The organism is Haloarchaeobius amylolyticus (assembly GCF_042678045.1).
GTDB lineage: Archaea > Halobacteriota > Halobacteria > Halobacteriales > Natrialbaceae > Natrinema > Natrinema amylolyticus_A.
The window spans coordinates 136466-155388 of sequence record NZ_JBHUDI010000002.1 but is presented as its reverse complement, the minus strand read 5'-3'; the positions used below and the strand labels follow the sequence as shown (position 1 = coordinate 155388).

The 18923-nt window shown below is 55.2% G+C and carries 15 protein-coding genes and 4 pseudogenes; 11 read left to right on the top strand and 8 right to left on the bottom strand.

The features are described from left to right. Position 1: 1 nt before the first annotated feature. Entirely contained in the window at positions 2-1207 is a 1206-nt protein-coding gene (locus tag ACFR99_RS03390) for an ABC transporter substrate-binding protein (RefSeq protein ID WP_390284384.1), read from the bottom strand. 344 nt (positions 1208-1551) lie between these two features. Here ACFR99_RS03390 and ACFR99_RS03385 point away from each other — a divergent pair, with 344 nt between their 5' ends. Next, positions 1552-1953, top strand: coding sequence for a universal stress protein (locus ACFR99_RS03385; RefSeq protein ID WP_390284382.1), 402 nt, complete (start codon positions 1552-1554; stop codon positions 1951-1953). Positions 1954-2009: 56 nt separating this feature from the next. Here the strand turns inward: ACFR99_RS03385 and ACFR99_RS03380 are convergent, their stop codons facing one another. Together ACFR99_RS03380 and ACFR99_RS03375 are read right to left on the bottom strand one after the other, a co-directional pair. Next, complete coding sequence (locus ACFR99_RS03380; RefSeq protein WP_390284380.1) at positions 2010-3617, bottom strand: AMP-binding protein; 1608 nt, start codon at positions 3615-3617, stop codon at positions 2010-2012. Positions 3618-3619: 2 nt separating this feature from the next. Continuing rightward, positions 3620-4390: an IclR family transcriptional regulator gene (locus ACFR99_RS03375; protein WP_390284378.1), complete on the bottom strand. Its 771-nt coding sequence runs from the start codon at positions 4388-4390 to the stop codon at positions 3620-3622. 758 nt (positions 4391-5148) lie between these two features. Here ACFR99_RS03375 and ACFR99_RS03370 point away from each other — a divergent pair. From ACFR99_RS03370 to ACFR99_RS20320, 5 genes are all read left to right on the top strand, one after another. Then, positions 5149-5469, top strand: a complete 321-nt coding sequence (locus tag ACFR99_RS03370) for a Phenylacetic acid catabolic protein (protein ID WP_390284376.1) — start codon at positions 5149-5151, stop codon at positions 5467-5469. A 212-nt stretch (positions 5470-5681) separates the two neighbouring features. Next, the gene (locus ACFR99_RS03365; protein ID WP_390284374.1) at positions 5682-5984 is read left to right on the top strand and encodes a hypothetical protein; all 303 of its coding nucleotides are present in this window, start codon (positions 5682-5684) and stop codon (positions 5982-5984) included. A 2-nt stretch (positions 5985-5986) separates the two neighbouring features. After that, positions 5987-6799 carry a 1,2-phenylacetyl-CoA epoxidase subunit PaaC gene (gene paaC / locus ACFR99_RS03360; RefSeq protein WP_390284372.1) on the top strand — a complete coding sequence of 271 codons (813 nt, stop codon included), beginning with the start codon at positions 5987-5989 and terminating at the stop codon, positions 6797-6799. 5 nt (positions 6800-6804) lie between these two features. Then, positions 6805-7194, top strand: a complete 390-nt coding sequence (locus tag ACFR99_RS03355; protein WP_390284370.1) for a metal-sulfur cluster assembly factor — start codon at positions 6805-6807, stop codon at positions 7192-7194. Between the two features lie 5 nt (positions 7195-7199). Then, complete coding sequence (locus ACFR99_RS20320; RefSeq protein ID WP_465260886.1) at positions 7200-7391, top strand: PaaD-like zinc ribbon domain-containing protein; 192 nt, start codon at positions 7200-7202, stop codon at positions 7389-7391. A gap of 37 nt (positions 7392-7428) precedes the next feature. Here the strand turns inward: ACFR99_RS20320 and ACFR99_RS03350 are convergent. Beyond that, positions 7429-7533 (bottom strand): annotated as a pseudogene (locus ACFR99_RS03350) (restriction endonuclease); the annotation flags it as partial. Positions 7534-7603: 70 nt separating this feature from the next. Here ACFR99_RS03350 and ACFR99_RS03345 point away from each other — a divergent pair. Both ACFR99_RS03345 and ACFR99_RS03340 read left to right on the top strand, forming a co-directional pair. Further along, positions 7604-8298 (top strand): annotated as a pseudogene (locus ACFR99_RS03345) (IS6 family transposase). Positions 8299-8672: 374 nt separating this feature from the next. Next, positions 8673-9715, top strand: a pseudogene (locus ACFR99_RS03340) (IS630 family transposase). A gap of 53 nt (positions 9716-9768) precedes the next feature. Here ACFR99_RS03340 and ppc read toward each other — a convergent pair. Then, a complete protein-coding gene (ppc, locus tag ACFR99_RS03335; RefSeq protein WP_390284368.1) occupies positions 9769-12459 on the bottom strand; it encodes a phosphoenolpyruvate carboxylase in 2691 nt (896 codons plus the stop codon). 410 nt (positions 12460-12869) lie between these two features. Between ppc and ACFR99_RS03330 the strand changes: the two genes are divergently transcribed. Both ACFR99_RS03330 and ACFR99_RS03325 read left to right on the top strand, forming a co-directional pair. Then, on the top strand, positions 12870-13163 hold the full coding sequence (locus ACFR99_RS03330) for a HalOD1 output domain-containing protein (RefSeq protein WP_390284366.1): 294 nt from the start codon (positions 12870-12872) through the stop codon (positions 13161-13163). Between the two features lie 37 nt (positions 13164-13200). Beyond that, a pseudogene (locus ACFR99_RS03325) lies at positions 13201-13296 on the top strand (IS200/IS605 family transposase); the annotation flags it as partial. A gap of 79 nt (positions 13297-13375) precedes the next feature. On the opposite strand, the gene ACFR99_RS03320 reads toward ACFR99_RS03325, so the two are convergent. Both ACFR99_RS03320 and ACFR99_RS03315 read right to left on the bottom strand, forming a co-directional pair. After that, complete coding sequence (locus tag ACFR99_RS03320; RefSeq protein WP_390284364.1) at positions 13376-14992, bottom strand: BCCT family transporter; 1617 nt, start codon at positions 14990-14992, stop codon at positions 13376-13378. A 60-nt stretch (positions 14993-15052) separates the two neighbouring features. After that, positions 15053-15784: a HalOD1 output domain-containing protein gene (locus tag ACFR99_RS03315; RefSeq protein WP_390284362.1), complete on the bottom strand. Its 732-nt coding sequence runs from the start codon at positions 15782-15784 to the stop codon at positions 15053-15055. A 780-nt stretch (positions 15785-16564) separates the two neighbouring features. Here ACFR99_RS03315 and ACFR99_RS03310 point away from each other — a divergent pair. Further along, positions 16565-18175 (top strand): BCCT family transporter, encoded by a 1611-nt coding sequence (locus ACFR99_RS03310; RefSeq protein ID WP_390284360.1) that lies wholly within the window; start codon positions 16565-16567, stop codon positions 18173-18175. A 51-nt stretch (positions 18176-18226) separates the two neighbouring features. Here the strand turns inward: ACFR99_RS03310 and ACFR99_RS20315 are convergent, their stop codons facing one another. Next, positions 18227-18523, bottom strand: coding sequence for a DUF8073 domain-containing protein (locus ACFR99_RS20315; RefSeq protein WP_465260887.1), 297 nt, complete (start codon positions 18521-18523; stop codon positions 18227-18229). Positions 18524-18923 lie beyond the last annotated feature (400 nt).

Sequence of the window (18923 nt, the reverse complement as noted above, 5' to 3'; positions counted from 1 at the left end):
GTTAGAGTCCGACCCATTCGTCTTTGCGCGGGAGTTCGATCGTCGAATCGTACTCGAAGGACCCGTCGCTCACCTCGTAAATACGACCATTCATCGTCGGACGGCGGTCATCTTCGGCGTAGGTGAACGGTTCCGCCAGTCCGCGAGCGTTCCAGTCGCTCACCTGGAACAGTCCCTCCCGGACGTCTGCTCCGCTGCTCATGTCACCGATTTCTTGGGCGTTCTTGAGCCCCTTCAAGGCGAGGAGCGCGTGGATAACGCCACGGACGTAGTTGAGGTTCGCCACGGACGGATCGTCCATCGACCGCCCCTCGCGCTCGAATGACTCTTCGATGATCGTCTTCCCTGGCACGTCGCTGTCCATGATCTCGTTGAACACCTTGAATCCGGACGCGTAGCGGACACCCTCGAACAGTTCAGGCGACTCCTGTGCACGCAATTCGTCGACCGTGTAGGTGAGACCCATCACGTTGACTTCGGGATACACTTCCTGTCGGTCAGCCAGCAGCACCTGCATCGGTGCCGCCGTGTTCTGGTGGATGAGGTAGTCGACGTTGCGGTTTCTTGCCTTCCGCAGCTGGGTCTTCGCAGAGTTGGCCGTCAGCGAGAGGTTGATGTTTTCGCCGAGATCCAGATCCAGTGATTCCGCGTACTGGCGGCCGCCTTCGACGGGAGATTTTCCAAACGCCGTGTTCGAGAAGATGAACGCCACCTTCGCACCGGGGTCGTTCTGCTCGATCCACTTGAGATGGGCACGGGCCTGGCTGGTGTAGTCGAGGTTGCCGAAGAAGTTGAACGGCGTCTCCTCTTTGACCAGCTTTGCCGAGTAGGAGGCCGAAATGTACACGATCCGGTCACGAGCAACCGAAGGTGACAGCGCTTCCGTGTCAGCCGTTCCCCAGCCGATGATGATCGGTGGTTTCGTTCCGCTCGTGTACTCGTCGTACGCACTCTTTGCCGTGGGCACGTCGTACGCGTAGTCCTGCCACGGGTGATCGATCTCCGTGTCTAGCTCGTCGTTCTCGTTGATCCACTTGATCGCGTCACGGGATCCGATTCCGGACGGCTTCCCGACGTCAGACGTCGCCCCACTCATGTCGTAAATGCCGGGAACCGACACGTCACCGCTGCCGTCACCGCTACCGAGACAACCAGCGAGCGACATCGTCGCTACGCCTGCTGCAGCACCACCGACTCCTTTGAGCACTGTTCGCCGTTGACACGCATCCGTCTCAAATGATGGGTTCTGGCTTGTCATGACTTAACACAACAAAGCGAGATGTACACTAGTACTATATATGTTTCGGACATTCATATTGTTCTCATACCCCATATACGGAATAATACCACAGACGGGATGCGCAAAATTGATTTCTCCGGAAGTTATATAAAACCAAAATGTTAGTATAGGGCATAGATGGGGCACGCACTCCCAACTCTGTAGTTCTAGGCCAGGCATTCGTTCAGACGGCCATCGTCAGAGTCGCATAATCATCAACGTATTAACCAGTATCCGATACAATAATATAGCATAGCTATAATCTTTGCTGCATGTTCACGGTTGTAGTCGGGATTGACACAGATACTGATCGTGCAGTTTCACAGGCGAAGACAGTCGCGCAAATTCCCTGCGCAACGTCAGAGGTCACAGCGATACTTCTTCACGACTTCGGCGAGAACCCCCAAGGTGGGACAGTCGAGCAGGTCGGGGCAATCAGGCGGGCTCGAGAGGTCCTCGAGGACGCCGCCGTCGACGTCGAACTCGAGGGGACCAGCGGCGATCCAGCCACTGCGATCGTTCGCGCGGCCGACAGACACGATGCAGACCGTATCGTACTCGCGGGTCGAAAACGGACACCGACAGGAAAGGTCCTATTCGGGAGCGTCACGCAGGCGGTGATTCTGAACGCGACCCGTCCCGTTCTCGTTTGTAGCACCGACGACGCAGACTAACTTTCTTTTTCGGCACGACGATCCCGTCCAGGAAAGCTGTGCATCCAGCTGACGTGCTATCGACTGAGCTCGTATCCGCTCTTGCGGTCCCACGCGTCCACTGTTCCCTCGGCTTTCAGATCTTGCTTTCTGATCTTCCCCGATGGGCTCCGTGGGAACTCGTCGCGAATCTCGATGTATCGTGGGACTTTGAGATAGGGAAGCTGTCGTTCACATCGTCTACAGATATCTATCGGTGTGATGTCGGCATCCTCCTCGGGGACCACGAATGCCTTGATCTCTTCACTACCGCCCTCGTTGGTTACACCGACGACACTCGACTGTCGAACTCCGGGTTGTGCATCGATCACGCTCTCGATCTCGAGCGACGAGATACGGCCGTCGATCCGGCCACGGTAGATCGAGTTGTCTCTGTTCGCGACGAAGTGAAGGTACCCGTCCTCGTCTTTGTAGCCGATTCCACCGGTGTGGAGCCACTGATTCCGAAAGGCCTCCGTGGTGGCCTCAGGTTGCCCGTAGTAGCCTTGCATCATCGTGTGCGGTTCCGTCGGACGAACGACGATTTCCCCCGTCTCGCCCGGTGGAACGGGCCAGTCGTCCCCGTCGACGATCTCGAGTTCGACGTATGAGGCTTCTTTGCCGACGCTTCCGAGCCGTCGGTCGTCCGGACGGTTGTACGTGGCAATGGTCGCGGGTGTGACGCCATACCCCTCGAGGATAGTGATGTCGAACCGCTCCTCGAGTGTTCGAAACATCGCTTCGTCCGTCGTGAATCCAAAGCTGTGACCGATGGCCATCTCTGCTGGCGTCTCACTGTTGGTCGGTCGCTCATCCTGATTGTGAAGCACCGATAACATCCTGCTGAGATACAAAAATACGGTAGCGTCGTACGACTCGATCTGATCCCAGAACTGCGATGGATCGAACTGCCCGGCGAGGATGAACACTGCATCGGCCAGTAACGTCCCGATGATGCCGATCTGAAACGTGAAGATACTGTACAGCGGGAGGGTTGTGAATATACGGTCGTCCTCGGTGAAATCGAACAGGTTCTCGCACGCCTCCCACCCGGTGTTGATATACGAGTAGTGGGGAAGCACGACCCCCTTCGGCCGTTCGGTCGCGTTCCGCTGGACGTAGATCACCGCAACTGGATCCGACGGTTCGACGGTCGTCGATGGTGTGGACGTCGAGTCACCCTCGAGAAGCGTGCTGAACGCCCGATACGGGTGGTCGGTAGCAGTCTCGTCGACGAGATACTCCCTCGTGATGTTCGGAACCGAAGCAGTGACCGATTCGTACTCTGGGCGCGTTTTCGCGTCGATGAAAATCGTGGTTGCATCGGACTGGCTGAGAGCGTACGCCAGTGTTTCGTCCCTGAAACGCGTATCGATCGGGGCCGCGACGGCTCCGATCTTCGCGAGTGCAAAGAAGAGAGAGATGTATTCGGGGCAGTTGTACATGAATAGACAGACGACATCTCCCTTTTCGATCCCCTGTGCGCGGAGGTTGTTGGCGATCGCATTGGCGTTGCGATCGAGTTCTGCGTACGAAACGGCTCGGTTTTGACAGTGAAGGAGGATCTCGTCTTCGTTCCTGGCTGCCTTCATCTCGACTGCGCTCTTGACTGTCCGGAGCGTCTCCGGTGGTGCGGTCGCATCCATCGTTACTTGACCCCCCGCTCGAGCGACTTCGTGATATCGCTCACGGCGTGTTTCAACAGCGATGGAATGTCTTTCTCGAGGTTTTCGCCGCCGAAATCGTGTGTATATCCGAATACACCGATCGCGTTTGTTCCACCGTACGGATCCTCGAACGCCACGCCCGCTGATTGCACTCCCAGTGCTGTTTCTCCGTCACTCACTGCATATCCCTGATCGCGAATCGTGTCTAGCTCCTGCATGAGTGTTGCAGCGTCCGTGGTCGTCTTCGTTGTGTAAATCGGCAAGCCGTGATAGTCGATGACCGTCCGGACGTAGTCCCTAGGAAGTTTGGCGAGTATCGCTTTTCCTGGCGCGTGCGTGTGAAGGTACGATCGCTTTCCGATGCTCCCATAGGTATTAGAGTCCTCGTTGGGAATCGCTTTATCGACGAAAAATCCACGACCGAACTCCTCTACAATCCACCACGTCGACTGTCCAGTCTCCTTGGCAACCGTTGAAAGAGACTGTTGGACGATATCAGCGACGAATAGACTATTCCTGGCTGCCATTCCATGCGTGAGAAACCGGAGACCCAGTCGGTAGGTTCTGTCCCGTTTCACTACGTATCCCAGTGACTCGAGCGTTCCCAGGTAGTTGTGGACTGTACTCTTGGCGATATCGAGGTGGTCGGCCACTTCGTTCAACGTAATACCTCCGAACTCCTGGATCAGGTGAATGATCTCGAAGGCGGTCTGAACAGATTGAACCTGTCTCGGTGACGAGTTTGATATCATGCCTCATGCAACAAACGGGATCAAGTTATAGTTATCGACAATCGTGAACGCCGCTCCACTCTGTACACCGGCGACCAGAGACGTAGTTCACGTAACGTGGGCTCAGAAGGGGTCGGATCTCCGATCGATATTACGTTTCCACAACTACTGGACGACCAGAGACGGAAGACAAGAGCAGACCGTGATAATTCCTCCTTTCGTGAATAACAATCTGTGCTATTTCAGTGTGGAGAGCAACTATTGTATACATCACCGGCAACAGTCTACATAGTCAGGAGGATAATCAAGAACGTATTGTTCACGATACGTGGGCCACCACTATCACCGAACTGATTTTAACTTCAGTCTTCGCTAGAATTGCTGAATTCCGGAGGCGAACACGGGCCCCGTCAGAAGTTAATACAGGTAGTGATGACGATTTCGTTTGCATGAGTGCGATTCTCGAACATCGTTGTGTTCAGCTCGGATCTGCTCCCGGTCCGGTAACGCTTCGATTTCCTCAACTGTGGTTTTTCACTCCTGCTGAAGTTGTCCACGCTCGTACTGGGTTCACGGATTCGTTCGTACGCTTCCAGCAGATTATCCTGTAAACCTTCGGTTTGTGTGACTGCGAGTTCTTTGATTCTGTCTCGATAATCCTCTATAAGGTACCCGGGCTATATCGACCTCCGGCCAAATTTCTTTTCGATAGTTTCGGTCTGGTCGGCAAATCCCCCTACACCAACATTACAAATATAGGTATGTAATGGGAATGGGTTATGCGACGAATTTGTCGTGAGGAAGAGTTCCACGTGCGCCATGGTGAACACGTCATTCGAGAGTACGCGACCGGATCGCGTGCAAAACAAGAGCGGTTACAGGAAGGGATCAATCGCTGGTGGCCTCGTGGCATGATGTTCTTCGGGCTCTCGGATCAACAAAGCGAGAAAACCCGTCGAATGGTCGAGTTGGGGATTAAACCCAAAACGAACGACGAACTTCGACAGGAGTACCTTGCTGACTACGTTGCGAAGATTCGGGAACTCGGCTTGGAAATACCCGATGAGAAGATCGAATACGACGACGAAGCCGACCAGTAGCAGTACACGGAACCCGACTGGGAAGAGTTCAAGATGATTACCACAGAAGGAGGACCAGCAATTCCCGAGCGACTCGATCGTAGACAGGAAGCGTTCGACGACACCGCCTGGGTTCGCGATGCCTTAGCTGCACACCATGGGCAGGCGTCCTCGAGTAGGCTCACGAACGATCCTGGTCTGACAGCCGGTGACTGATAGGAGGGCAAGAAGATATGGATAAACACAACGATACGACCAAAACGGAAAACCGACTCGAGCCGTACGAAGTATTCGTTCAGTGGGAGCGAGGTAAGGCCCACGAACATGCAGAAGTGGTGTCTGCATCAGATCATGATATGGCATTGACTCTCGCAAAACGGAATATCGACATCCGGAGTGAACCGGTCAGTGTCTGGGTCGTTCCGCGTCGGGAGATCACTACCACTCAGGACGATACCGAATTGACGCCCAGTACTGATCGGGCGTATCGCAATGTGGGTTGGTATGCACAAAACACTGCTGGAGGGTCACACTAACAATGTCACTCGACGAACTCACCACTGCAAATCGCACAGCCGTACTCGAGTTCCTGCTTGCACTCGCCGACGATGACTTCGTTGCGGGACACCGCTACACGGACTGGACTGCAGTTGGACCGACGCTGGAGGAGGACAACGCTATCTCTAGTATGGCTCAAGACGAGCTCGGTCACGCCAGAATCTGGTACGACCTGATTTCACAGCACCATGAGGGCAACATAGACGACCTCGCTTTCAACAGACCTGCGGAGGAACGTCGAAATTCGGTGTTGCTCGAGGTAGAACACGAAGACTTCGCGTACGCGATCGCCCACAACTATCTGTACGGTACTGCCGAGAAACGCTTGCTTGAGACTCTGTTGGACGGCAAGGTCGATGCAGTAGCCGATCGCGCCGAGCAGATCCTCGACGAAGAGCCCTATCACCGGGAGCACGCCGAGTCGTGGCTCGATCGACTCGTCGCAACCGAAGAGGGTCGCGACCGGCTCGAATCCGCCTTTCGAGATGCGCTCCCGCGGGCAGCAGACTTGTTCACGTTCGATGATGAACGAGTCACACAGCTGATGAAAGCTGGAGTGTTCACCAAGGATCCGGTCATCCTGGATCAGGAGTGGAACGCGGAAGTTTGCGAGCGAATAGCGGACCTCCCACTTGGAATTACCGTCGACGAGGCCGATGAGTTGTTGTCTCAACCCCCTGAGCGAAATGGTCGTGCTGGTGAACATACGGATCACTTGACGTCGATGATCGACGAAATGCACGCCGACAACCTCGCAGGCGAACATCCCATCTCCCAAACTCTCCGAACATGATCTCAATGTCAGCACCAAAAGATCCTGCAACACAAATTGCGGCTGCTGATCCGGTCGAACAAGCAGTCTGGAAAGCATTGCGCACGGTCGAAGATCCCGAACTCCCAGTCAGTATTGTTGACCTGGGGCTGGTCTATGCTGTCTCCGTCGAAGACGGGGAAGCGGTGATCGACATTATATTGACGTACTCCGGTTGCCCAGCATGCGATCTCATCGTAATGGACGCTGAGAAAGCGGTTCAGGCGGTGTCAGAGGTCGAAACAGTGACCGTCGATATAGTCCATTCGCCACCGTGGTCGTTCGAACGCGTTACAGACCGTGGCCGCCATCGTCTCAACCAACATGGTCTGACAGTGCCTGATGGCGAGGCCCTGCGTGACCCAGAGTGCCACTGATTATCATGACAGACGTTTCGACATCACTGAACGAGAACAGGCTCTCCGACGGAGGCGCCAGCACATCACAGGAAGACATCGCCTGTCCGTTCTGTGGATCGACTAATACCCACGTTGAGCAAAAGAGAGGACCTGCACTGTGTCGGACTATTCATTACTGTGACGCTTGCCAACAACCCTTCGAGGAATTTAGCTAACTCTCTCAGCCGACGGAAAAGTCGATCTCATCGCCCAACTCGGCTCGCAAGTCTTGTTGTACGTGATATTGTTGCCCCCGGTGTAGGTCACCGCCGTCGTATGGTAGTCTCGGAGTTAGTCGACAGCCCGCTTCTTATACTTGATCCAGGGTTTGGCCGGCGGTGTTCAGATAAGGATTGAAAGGTGAGGCGGAGCGTTTTCCGAGTGCTCTATGCCCGAAAACGCCCGCCTCAACGGTTGTTTAGACGAGATCAACTTAGACTTTGTCGAACGAGAAGCGACACCGCGATTGCTGATGAAGCTGAGTATTCAGCTCCATCTTGCTGGGCTCTCACTTTCGAATACTGTCTCTATTCTTGAGATATTCGGTGTCGAACGTGCTCGATCAACTGTTCAGAACTGGATTCACAAGGCCAATCTACAGCCCGAGGAGGGCCAAAGTCCGGATCACGTCGCGGTTGACGAGACAGTGATCCGACTTAATGACGAGCAGTATTGGCTGTACGCTGCGGTCGACCCTGAGACGAACGAATTACTCCATACAAAGCTGGAACCAACGACAACGAAGGTTCTCGCCCATTCGTTTCTGACTGAAATATCCGAGAAACACGACGTCAATGACGTCCCGAGAACTGCTGGCAGTTCTCGTGGGCACGCAAGACGCAGAGGCGTCTTGCGAACGCCGTGTTTCTCGTCGATGGATCGTACTCATTGCAAGATGCGTGTCAGAGCCACGGCTTCGATTTCAGATACGAGAAACATGGAAATCGGAATACTGTCGAACGTGTCTTTCGAGAGATAAAGCGTAGAACTATCTGTTTCTCAAACTGTTTTAGCAACGCCGAAGCAGAAACCGCCGACGACTGGCTTAGATCGTTCAGCTTCGCATGGAATCAGCTTATCTGAACACTACCGCGCATCCTAACAACTGAAATGATTCACACTAATTACACAGTCCATGGTTCTCGCTCACGGTGCTCGCTCTGAACCTGACCGGAGACTACAAGAGAGCGCGGATGGTGATAGAAGAGAATTACCGTTGGAGAGGCAGATAGAAATGGTCTATGATACGTTGTAATTCCCATGTGAATGCTTCCGTCGCGAACCGTTCTATTCTACTTCAGGAGCGTGTCATACAATCAAGTCTTCCCGAGCGTCGCTTTGTGAACTGTGCTGAGTCACGGCGGTTGGAATGAATGCTATAGTAACCGTTAGAACTTTTTGCTCACCGATTGTAGTCGCTTCCAGTAGATCATCTCGACAAGACCTCTGTCGAGGAGTTGCAAGATACCCTTGACAATGTGGAGGGAAAGAAGCCGACACGACGACTCTTAGCGACAATAGCGTAAAAAACGGCGTTAGGCAGACGGGACTAGCTGAGTGGTACGACGTTCAGCGACGAAAGATCTATATCTGGCTCACGCGACTCGACACTGACGAGTCGCTTGAGCAGGCTGTTACTGATACTCACCAATCTGAGAGAAGACGAAAGACCTCAGAAATAGAGAAAAATTCAAAGAAACAGTCCTCAAATCTCCCAAAGAAGTTGGCTTTGATACGCCGGCGTGGACGCCGGCGCTTGTCCAGCAGTATCTTGACGAGACGTACGATGCCGAATACTCAATCCCGAGCTGTCGGCAGTTGCTCAAAGAAGCGGGATTGAGCTATCAAAAACCTCGCCGGACAGCCGCTGAATCTGATGCTAACAGGCAAGAAACGTTCTGTAAAAAGTTCAAAAAAGCGGCGGGGAATAGACATCACAGTAGTCTGTATTGATCAAATCAAGAAATCCATACAATTCGAGCTGCGTGCCGCGTGGTTTCCCCGCGGCACGCGGCCATCCATCGAGTTATCCGGACAACGTGACTGGACATCTCTACTAGGCGCGATCACCGTCCTCGGTGATCGCTTTTTTTCTCGATTTGAAGAGTATGTTACTGCCGATCACGCAAAACATTTCATTCTCGCATTATGTGAAGAGTTCGAAGGTGATCTAATTATTGCCCTCGATGAAGCACCGTATTTTCGGGCGTCGACCGTCACGGACCTATAGTAGCACTGAAAGTCAATATACACTTGATCGCACGAGGGCAGTGCGATCAGTATATAAATAGTTTCAGTTGTTACTATAGCAGCTCGTGACGACCTCGCCTTCGTGAGATTGCTAGCGTATTTACCTGAACTAAATCCGATCAAAAAGTGCTGGAGACAACTCCAATCAGCGCTTAGCAACCGGTTCTTTGACTCACTTTCTGAACTCACGACTGCAATCGATACCGATCTTGATCAACACACTATACCAAAAGTGAGTGATTACTTTTAATCTTCACTATAGCGAACGATTATCCATTCGTCACAATCCGCCTACTGCCTACCTCATCCGGTATTTTTCATTCCAGCTGCGATCCCTTTGACCGTCAATCGGAGCGTCCGTTCTTCGATATCCGTTCGGTGATTCTGATCGAGCAGGTGTACCTGCAGCATGTTCAGGGGATCGACGTACGGGTTCCGCCGCTCTAAGTTCTCGCCGAGCCAGTCACGGGTATGCAGGCGCTCGCGCTGGCCGATCTCGGTGATCAGGTCCGTCGCTCGCTCGTACTCGTCGGTCACGCGCGGGAAGAACCGTTCGCGCAGATCCGGCTCCGCGAGGTCGGCGTAGCGCTCGGCGATCTCGAGTTCGGTCCGCGACAGCGAGAGCGCGGCGTTGTCGAGCGTCGTCCGGAAGAACGGCCACTCCTCGTACATCGTCTGGAGGGTCTCTATCGACCCGCCGTCCTCGAGGTAGGCTTCGATGCCGGTAGCGATCGCGTACCAGCCCGGGAGGATACACCGTGATTGAGTCCACGAGAACACCCACGGGATCGCCCGCAGATCCTCAACAGTGCGCTCGCCCGACCGGGAGGCCGGCCGCGATCCCAGATCGAGGTTCTCGATGACGGGGATCGGCGTCGCCTGCTCGAAGTACTGGACGAACCCGTCGCTCTCGAGGAGGTCGCGGTACTCCTTGCGGGCGGCGTCGGCCATCGTCTCCATGGCCGCGAGCCACTCCTCGCGGACCTCCTCTTCGGGCTGGTCGAGTGCTTGCTTGCGCGCCCGGAGCTGGGCGTTGAGCATCTGTTCGATGTTGCGCTCGGCGATGCGCGGGTTAGCGTACTTCTCGGCGATGGCTTCACCCTGTTCGGTGAACTTGACCTGGCCCGTGACCGTCGAGTTCGGCAGCGCGAGCAGCGCCTCGTTCATCGGTCCGCCGCCCCGCGAGATCGAGCCGCCGCGGCCGTGGAACAGCCGCATCGTCACGTCGTGGTCGTCACAGATCTCCCCCAGCCGGCGCTGGTTTTTATACAGCGACCAGTTCGCCGCCAGAAACCCGTTCTCCTTGTTCGAGTCCGAGTACCCCAGCATGATCTCCTGGGTCCGCCCACGAGCCTCGAGCGCCTGGGCGTAGGCCTCGTTTTCGAACAGCGTGCCCATGATCCGCCGGGCTCCCGAGAGGGCGTACTCGGTCTCGAGTAGCGGAACGATGTCGATTCCCGAATGTTCGGGCAGGGAAATAACGCCGGCCTGGTCGGCCAAAAAGAGTACTTCGAGGACGTGGCTGGGTTCCTCGGTCATCGAGATGCAGTAGGTGTCGATGGCGTTGACCCCGTACTCGGTCTGCCAGTCGGCGAGACTGTCGAACAGCTCGAGGACGCGCGCCGAGTCGTCCGAGAGGTCGGCGGTCTCGCTCAGATCGATCACCGGTTCGTCTTGTAAGACGGCGTCGGTCAGGAACTCGACGCGCTCGTCCTCCGAGAGGGCGCGGTAGTCGATCCCCTCGTGCTCGAGAGTCTCGGCGATGGCGTCGGTGTGTTTCTGCTGGTGGTCGCGCAGGTCGAGACTCGCCAGTGAGAAGCCGAACGTGGCGACCTGCCGGCGGATCGGATCGACGTGAGCGTCGGCGACGCTGTCGGCGTCGTTGGTCCGCAGGCTTTCGGCGATGACTCTGAGATCGTCGCGGAGGTCGGCGGCGTTCTCGTAGCCGCCCGGCCGAACGTCGCCGACGCGGCGGAGCCGCTCGCGCATGAGTTTGAGTTTCTGCCGGTAGGGTTCGTCGGGGTAGCGTTCCTCGGCCGTGCGAGCGCTGCCGGGCAGGCGCTCACGGTCACGCTCGAGGGAGGCCTGAAATTCGGAGCCGGCGTCGATCCGGCTCCCGTCCTGACTCAACACGCCCGACAGGCGTTTGAGCTGGTCCTGGTAGCGATCGAGGATCACCGAGCGCTGGCGCTCGAGGGTGTTCGCGGTGACCTCGGGGGTGACGTAGGGGTTGCCGTCGCGGTCGCTCCCTGCCCACGAGCGGAACTCGAAGAGTTTCGGAATCTCGAGGTCGTTGGGAACTTCCGCGTCGATCGCCTCGTCGAGTTCGTCGTAAATCTCACCGACGACGTCGAACAGCGTGTTCTCGAGGTACCACTGGACGTTGCGGGCCTCGTCTTCGGGCTCGGGCTGGCGGTTGCGCACCTGGGGCGTCTGCCAGAGGCTCGTCACCTCGGCATCGATGTCCTGCCAGACCTGGCGCTTCTCTTTGTCCGTCAACAGTCGTTCATCTAAGGTTTCGAGCGACGTCGAGATCTCGCGGAGTTTGGACTTGACGGTCTTGCGCCGAGCCTCGGTCGGATGGGCAGTGAAAGTCGGCTCGATCAAGACGTCGTCGAGGATCTGTCGGACGGTCTCGACGTCGGCCTCGCCGAGTTCTTCGGCCGCGGTCTCGAGACTGTCTTCGAGCGTGCCCTCCTGGGATTCCGTTCGGATGGTCCGGATCCGCTCTTGTTCTTCTGCCAGATTGATCAGCTCGAAATACGTCGCAAACGCCCGAGCAACGATCTGCTGATTATGTGGCGATAGCCCTTCGAGTTCCGCCACGAGCGGCTCGCGGGAGTCGAGTTCGCCGGAGCGATACTCGATTGCAGCCCGTCGGCCCGACTCGACCGTCTCGAACGCACTGCTTGAGGTCTGCTCCTGGAGGATGTCCCCCAGTAGCGTCCCGAGTTCGCGGACGTCTTGACTGATGCCTCTATTATGAAGTCCCATATTCTCAGAATGTGAGTTTGACGTTAAAGGTCTTCTGCAGACGTATTGCGCTTCATCGGGAACCTCATTGTAAACGGGGGTGCTCTTTTATTCCCAAGTCAGTGACCGCGATCGGACACCTCTCGGCCAGACACATCGTAACAGTTTTGTTACTATTCAAAATCAGAACGTCGTCGAATTTGTCTTTCGAGAAATAACGCACCAAACTATTGATTTTCAAACTGTTTCAGTAACACCAAAGAAGCAACAGCCCGCGAGTGGCTCATATTGTTTAATTCCGTACGGAAATAGCTTCTCTGAACAGATGGTAGTTAGCAGGTCAATTTTTATGTCCAACATTGGACATGGTTTTAAATACCCGTAATATTACGGGTTAATAGCCATTATTGCTGAATGAGGACAGTGCTCGTATGAGTAGCAGCCTCAAGGAGCCAGCGTCCGACCAAACGACTCACCACCTCCATCATGAGTGGGACGGAGAAGTGTTGATAAGCGATCAGATCGTGGAAGAGATCGCCGAGTGCGAAAACGAAGATCCGGGAGCACTGCCGCCCCTGAGCAAAAGCATCAACCCTGCGGCACTCGATACGGCGTTTGAATCGCACGACGACGATGCAACTATGGCGGGATGCATAACGTTTTCTTACTATGGCTACACTGTGCTCGTTCAGAGTACCGGACAGGTACTGATCAAAAAGAGCTAATCAGTATACTGTGGCATAAATTGTGCCCAAATCGACAGGAAATGGACTCTGGAAGATTGGGTACTACGTGGGAACAACGAGAGTGGTGTCGGAGGAGGTGATTGAACGGTATATGGAGGAGACGGAACATTAGATCGAATGTCGGGCTTCACCCCCCCAGCCCCGGTGGGTCGAGAAACTCGTCCTCGCAGATTGTTTGGACCAGCAGAGTGTCAGTCTTTGCGCTGTGACTCCTCGTGGGAACCTGGCCTGGGCGATCTTTTCTCCTTCGCAGATCTTTCGAATATCGGCGCGAGTTTCCGAAATTCGACGCTTATGGCGACGATAGCGAGCATCGCGATCACGACGAACGGAAGTCCCGAAAGAATCGCTAACGATCGCAGTGCCGGGACCCCTCCTCCAACGATGAGTAGCGACGCAAGAATGCCCATCAGTGTTCCCCAGATGATGCGGTTAAGGCTAGACGGAGATTCTTTCCCACCGGTGGTTAACATCCCAAGTGCAAGTGTCGAGGAATCTGCAGACGTGAGAAAGAACGTGATGATAAGAATCGGGAACAGACCCACCAGTAGCGGTCCCAGGGGCAGTGCATTAAATAACGGAAACCCGGAGATGGCGACGCCGTGTGTTGAAATCTCTTCAAGCAGGTTGACGCGGCCAGAGCTTTGGAGCCAGATAGCTGTACCACCCATCGTGTAGAACCAGGGAAGCGTCCCCGCTGTTGCCCCGAAGATGGTTGCGGCAGCCACTTCGCGTACGGTTCGCCCGCGAGAGATACGCGCAACGAACAGGCCGCCGAACGGTGCCCACGAGAACACCCACGCCCAGTAGAACACAGTCCAGGAGCCGATCCATCCGTCGTTCTCTCCCATTCCGGTGTACAGACTCATCTGGAAGAAGTCATCAATATACCCTCCTGTCGCTTGTACTCCCAAATTTATTATAAAGTTGGTCGGGCCTACAAGAAACGTGAGCACCCCCAGAATTAAAAATAAGATGACATTAAACAGCGATAATCGTCGGATCCCCCGTTCGACGCCCAAGACTGCCGAGAGCGTAAAAACGATTGTTAACCCGGAGATGAGTAGGATCGTTTCTGTATTTCCAAATGTTATTCCGGTGGTGTATTGAACGCCGGTTAGGAGTTGGCTCCCGACGAATCCCAGTGTCGTCGTTATACCACCGATAGTGACGAGCACCGCGAGGATAGCAAGTAGTTTTCCCCAGACGTTGTCGAGTCCGTCAGTGCCGACGAACGGCACGAGAAGCGTCGAGATCCGCAACGGCGCCTCGTGCCTGTACGAGAAGAACGCGATCGGGATCCCAATTATAGTATAGGGTATTAAATAGTAAATTCCCCAATGAAAGAGCGTGTATTGGACCGCTCCTGTCGCCGCTGCAGACATCTGCGACTCCGCATCGATCATTGGCGGGACGGCGTCGTAGTGGAACAGTGCCTCCGCCGGCCCCCAGAACACGATGCCCGCCGCGATGCCCGCCGAGAACATCATCGCGAAGAACTCAAAGAGTGTGAACTCCGGGTCCTCTGCCGGCTTTCCCAGCGTAATGTCTCCCCATTTCCCGAACAGCAGGAAGAGGGCAAACAGTAGCATGAGAAACATGGTGACGACGTAGATCCACGTGTAGTTAGATCTAATATGATCTGTAATAGCAAGAACCGCTCCTACCGACGATTGAGGATACGTGAGAAAAATCACTATAGCTGTGAGTGATAGGACAAACCCCGAGACAAAAACTGTCGTGTCGACCTCATCAACGAATCTCGATACGCTCGATTTCCCGTGTCTGCTGCTATCTTCCGATCTCATATTCAACTCATTTATGAAAATTATCGTGTGTCTCGAGCTAGATGGTCCGAGTAGAGGGCTCTAGCGAGGTGCGGTTAGAGGCGGGTCTGCATTCCAGGCGTCGCGAACAACGTCAGTGATCTTTGAATTCGGGGTGTTCTCACGGATAGAGATCGTGGAACTCGTGTTGCTTTCACGAATAGAGATTTTTCCACGCTCGTCGACAGTTATTCGATGATCCGAGTGGACGAACTCCAGGGAAACAGGGGAGGGATCGTCTCGCTCGCTAGCATAGTCTCCAAGTATACTGAGGACTTTTGGATCAATACTCTCGTAGAGCGGAGCGATCTCTGTGGGTCGAGTGTTTTTGATTGCGGCGAGAGCCTTGGCGAGCATGACTGTGAGAGAGTGATCGGCCTCGAAGTCGTGATGACAGGTGAATTCTCCCGACGATTCTTCGAGTGCGCTACTCTCGCTGGACGGACGGATAAAAGAGGGGGTCGAGGAACTGGTCTCGTCTCGGCTCAGAACTATTTTTCCCGTACTGTCGACGTTTATCCGGTACCCCTCGTGGGAGAACGCGAGGGTCACCGGCGGTGATCCGTTGCTCACGTCTGCACACGTTGAGAACGAATTGAGCAGTTTCGGTTCGATACTATCGTACATCGGATCAATATCGATCGGGGAGCGGTTTTCGGCGCTCGCTATCGCATTGACGACCGATACCAACAGCTCTTCTTCGCTATCAAAATCGTGATAGAATGTGCTAAAACCATGATAGAATGCGTTTTTCAACTCTCTCAGGTTTATCATTACATGGTTCGGAAAACGTCTGAGGGTAAAATGATTTTGTATGTTTCCCAACAATTAGTATTTGTTAATTTATAATATAGCATGGAATAAATGCCAAGGTATGAAACTAAGTATTCCAAAATATGCGTTGTAACTCGGTGTTACGAGTCTTCTGGGGCGTTCGCATGTGAGAACATCGATGGAGAAGCTAGCGATAGTGTTGATAAGCGGTAATATTCCTATTGAGGATGGCCCATAGAAAATGGTTGGTTGTTTGACTAATCGAGTGACGCCGAGATTCACTATCTCGAGAGATCCAGTCCCGGCTACAACAGCGCCGATAGAGACCGAAAATAAGACTGCCTGACCTGGATAGTTCGTGGTGAAGTTACAGTTCGGACAACAAGCGACATCGCACGATATCGTAGTCAGACACTCGTGAGACAGCCAGCGATCGACCGGTGTGGTGCGTCTGCTGTGATAAGCGCATGGTACCAGTAAGCGAGAGCTCCGCGCCTGATATTTCGGCGGATCGTTCTGCGTGGTACAAATATCGCCGTTGCGCGCCGAGACATCCGCTATCACGCTCATTGCCTACGTTATCTGCTGTCATCCGTGGTCGGGTTCGCCTGTGACCTGTTTTCGTCGCGTGACATCCGGTGTCAATCACTGAGTTACGTGACGCAGGAATACATCACTGCAGGTGATTCCCGCCGGTGGACAGATCTGCCGATATAATAAACGCCCGATATATTCCACACATAAGTTCACACGCGACAATTGTGAGAGAGGGAGTCACGTATGAAAATACGGAATGCCGTAGAACGCTTTGCCGAGGAACTAGATGCGGGTGTGTTCAGCATTGGCTTCGGCGTATCGCTGATAGCGATCGTCGTGTTCTTCCTCAATCCTGAGACGTCCGCCGAAAAGATGGGCGCAGTCAACGAGTACCTCTGGTCGGAGTTCATGTGGGTATACGTGTTCTCGATGTTTCTCATGGTCGTGTTCTCCCTGTGGCTGATGTTCGGTCCGTGGGGCGAGATCAAGCTCGGTGGTCCGGACGAGTCGCCCGAGTTCAGCACCCCCGCGTTCTTCGCGATGATGTTCTCGGCAGGCATCGCGGCGGGCATCGTGTTCTGGGGGCCGGCGGAGGCGCTGTTCCACTACGACGCCGTCCCGCCAATGATCGGTGCGGAGTCACAGACTCAGTCGGCAGCGATCGGCGCTATTCAGTACACACTATTCCACTGGGGGATCTCGTACTGGGTTCCCTTCCTGATCGTCGCGATTCCGATCGCTTTTTTCGCGTACCGGCGAGATGCGCCGATGCGTATCTCGACGCTGCTAGCTCCCTTTCTCGGCGTCGATAACTTGGACCGTCCCATCGCCAAAGTCATCGATATTCTGGCGGTGTTCGCAACTATCGGCGGTATCGCGACGACGTTGGGGTTCGTCGGAAGCCAGTTCCTGACCGGTCTGCAGTACAATTACGGCGTCACTCTCGGCGATGGCGGTACCATCGTCGTCATTACGGGGATGACACTGGCGTTTACTGTCTCGGTCGTCTTGGGCGTCAAGCGTGGCATCCGGAAAGTTTCGATGTTCAATATGTACGGGTTCGTTCTGCTGTGTCTAGCCACGTTTGTGCTGGGACCGACGACCTACATCATGAACACCGGCCTGCAAGCCATCGGCGAGTACGCCAACAGCTTTCTCCAGATGAGCCTGTACACGAACGCTTCGGGATCCGGCGAATGGGTCGGCAACTGGACCGTGTTCTACTGGGCATGGGTGTTCTCGTGGGCGCCGTTCGGCGGCCTGTTCGTCGCGCGCATCTCTCGTGGACGAACTATCCGGCAGGTGACCGCGACGGCGCTAGTCGGTGCGACCGTCGCTACCATCCCGTGGTTCCTGACGATGGGTGGGACGGCAATCCACTTCGAGCGGACCGGTGCTGCGCCAATGCTCGCCGCCGTTTCGGAACACGGCGTCGCCGTCTCCGGGTTTCCGCTGTTCACTAACCTGCCGCTGGGGTCGCTGTTGTCGCTCGGCTTCATGCTGCTCGTGATTACGTTCTTCGTGACCTCCGCCGACTCTTCGACGCTAGCTCTGGGAATGCTCACGACTGGTGGCAAAGAACACCCCTCAACGATCAATCGCGTGCTCTGGGGCGGCTTGATGGGGGGTCTCGCATCGCTGCTCATCGTCGGCGGCGGCATCGACGCGCTCCGCTCCTCTGCTATCATCACCGGCGGACCGTTTGCCGTCATCGGCGTCCTGGCTATCGTCGGGATGTGTCTGGAGTTCCAGCGTACCTGCCCAGTCTTGCAAACGAACACCGGCGATCAGTCCCCTGCGACCGACGAACAGTCGCCGCCCGTGTTTGCGACGAACGCGGACGACGACGACTGACTCCCCCCTGCGCTGGCCGATCTTGATTCTTTCCTCCGCGGAGATCACCTCTCAGGCTCTGCTCGCGGCGCTCCCTCGAATCCTATCTGCGACCTCCGACCTCGTGAGCCAACCGGTGGCCTGTTGTGAGGGTCGGTTACCGACGAGCTCCGACGAGTCCAATCGCTCCAGCAGTTCTCGCGTCTCGCTACGCTCGAGGCGTAACCCCCGGACTTCGTACAGCGTCATCGCGGACTCGACGGTGTCAAGCAGGTATTCGACCGCCGTGCCCTCCGGACGCCCTCGTCCCTTACATTTACGCGCCGCGCTCGACACGTTCGTCCGCGCTGGTCGACGTCTGCTTGTCATCGACACAGTCTACCGATGGGTGTCCGGACAGTGAAACCGTGATCTACAATCCGTCGTCCCCTCGACTCGTCACTGCCGTCGGCGATACTGCTTCTGCTCCGACTGTCGCTATCGAACCGGCGGGACACCGCTGTCGATAGGAGCGTGTCGTTCTCCGCTCGAGTCCGCGTTGCCGGGACGCGTCAGTTTCACTCTTTCTGTACGTATTCTGACCCGTGGTGTTTGAACACCTGCGAGAATACATCCAACGAGTCACCTGTTCCGCTTCTCGTGGTGAGACTCCCGTCGAGACGACATACGGGCCGCTCGTGCACAGTGCACGCGTTCAACTGTCCGTATGGATAGGGGGACCGGCACACTGGTTCCAGGCAGTAGCACTAACATTTTAGCCCCCACACCC

Excerpts from the sequence above, each read along its gene's own strand:
- ACFR99_RS03355 (WP_390284370.1), top strand. The coding sequence starts at position 6,805 with ATGTCAGCACCAAAAGATCCTGCAACACAAATTGCGGCTGCTGATCCG.
- ACFR99_RS03315 (WP_390284362.1), bottom strand. The coding sequence starts at position 15,784 with ATGATAAACCTGAGAGAGTTGAAAAACGCATTCTATCATGGTTTTAGC.
- paaC (WP_390284372.1), top strand. The coding sequence starts at position 5,987 with ATGTCACTCGACGAACTCACCACTGCAAATCGCACAGCCGTACTCGAG.
- ACFR99_RS03380 (WP_390284380.1), bottom strand. The coding sequence starts at position 3,617 with ATGGATGCGACCGCACCACCGGAGACGCTCCGGACAGTCAAGAGCGCA.
- ACFR99_RS03320 (WP_390284364.1), bottom strand. The coding sequence starts at position 14,992 with ATGAGATCGGAAGATAGCAGCAGACACGGGAAATCGAGCGTATCGAGA.
- ACFR99_RS03375 (WP_390284378.1), bottom strand. The coding sequence starts at position 4,390 with ATGATATCAAACTCGTCACCGAGACAGGTTCAATCTGTTCAGACCGCC.
- ACFR99_RS03330 (WP_390284366.1), top strand. The coding sequence starts at position 12,870 with ATGAGTAGCAGCCTCAAGGAGCCAGCGTCCGACCAAACGACTCACCAC.
- ACFR99_RS03370 (WP_390284376.1), top strand. The coding sequence starts at position 5,149 with ATGCGACGAATTTGTCGTGAGGAAGAGTTCCACGTGCGCCATGGTGAA.
- ACFR99_RS03385 (WP_390284382.1), top strand. The coding sequence starts at position 1,552 with ATGTTCACGGTTGTAGTCGGGATTGACACAGATACTGATCGTGCAGTT.
- ppc (WP_390284368.1), bottom strand. The coding sequence starts at position 12,459 with ATGGGACTTCATAATAGAGGCATCAGTCAAGACGTCCGCGAACTCGGG.
- ACFR99_RS20320 (WP_465260886.1), top strand. The coding sequence starts at position 7,200 with ATGACAGACGTTTCGACATCACTGAACGAGAACAGGCTCTCCGACGGA.
- ACFR99_RS03310 (WP_390284360.1), top strand. The coding sequence starts at position 16,565 with ATGAAAATACGGAATGCCGTAGAACGCTTTGCCGAGGAACTAGATGCG.
- ACFR99_RS20315 (WP_465260887.1), bottom strand. The coding sequence starts at position 18,523 with ATGACAAGCAGACGTCGACCAGCGCGGACGAACGTGTCGAGCGCGGCG.
- ACFR99_RS03365 (WP_390284374.1), top strand. The coding sequence starts at position 5,682 with ATGGATAAACACAACGATACGACCAAAACGGAAAACCGACTCGAGCCG.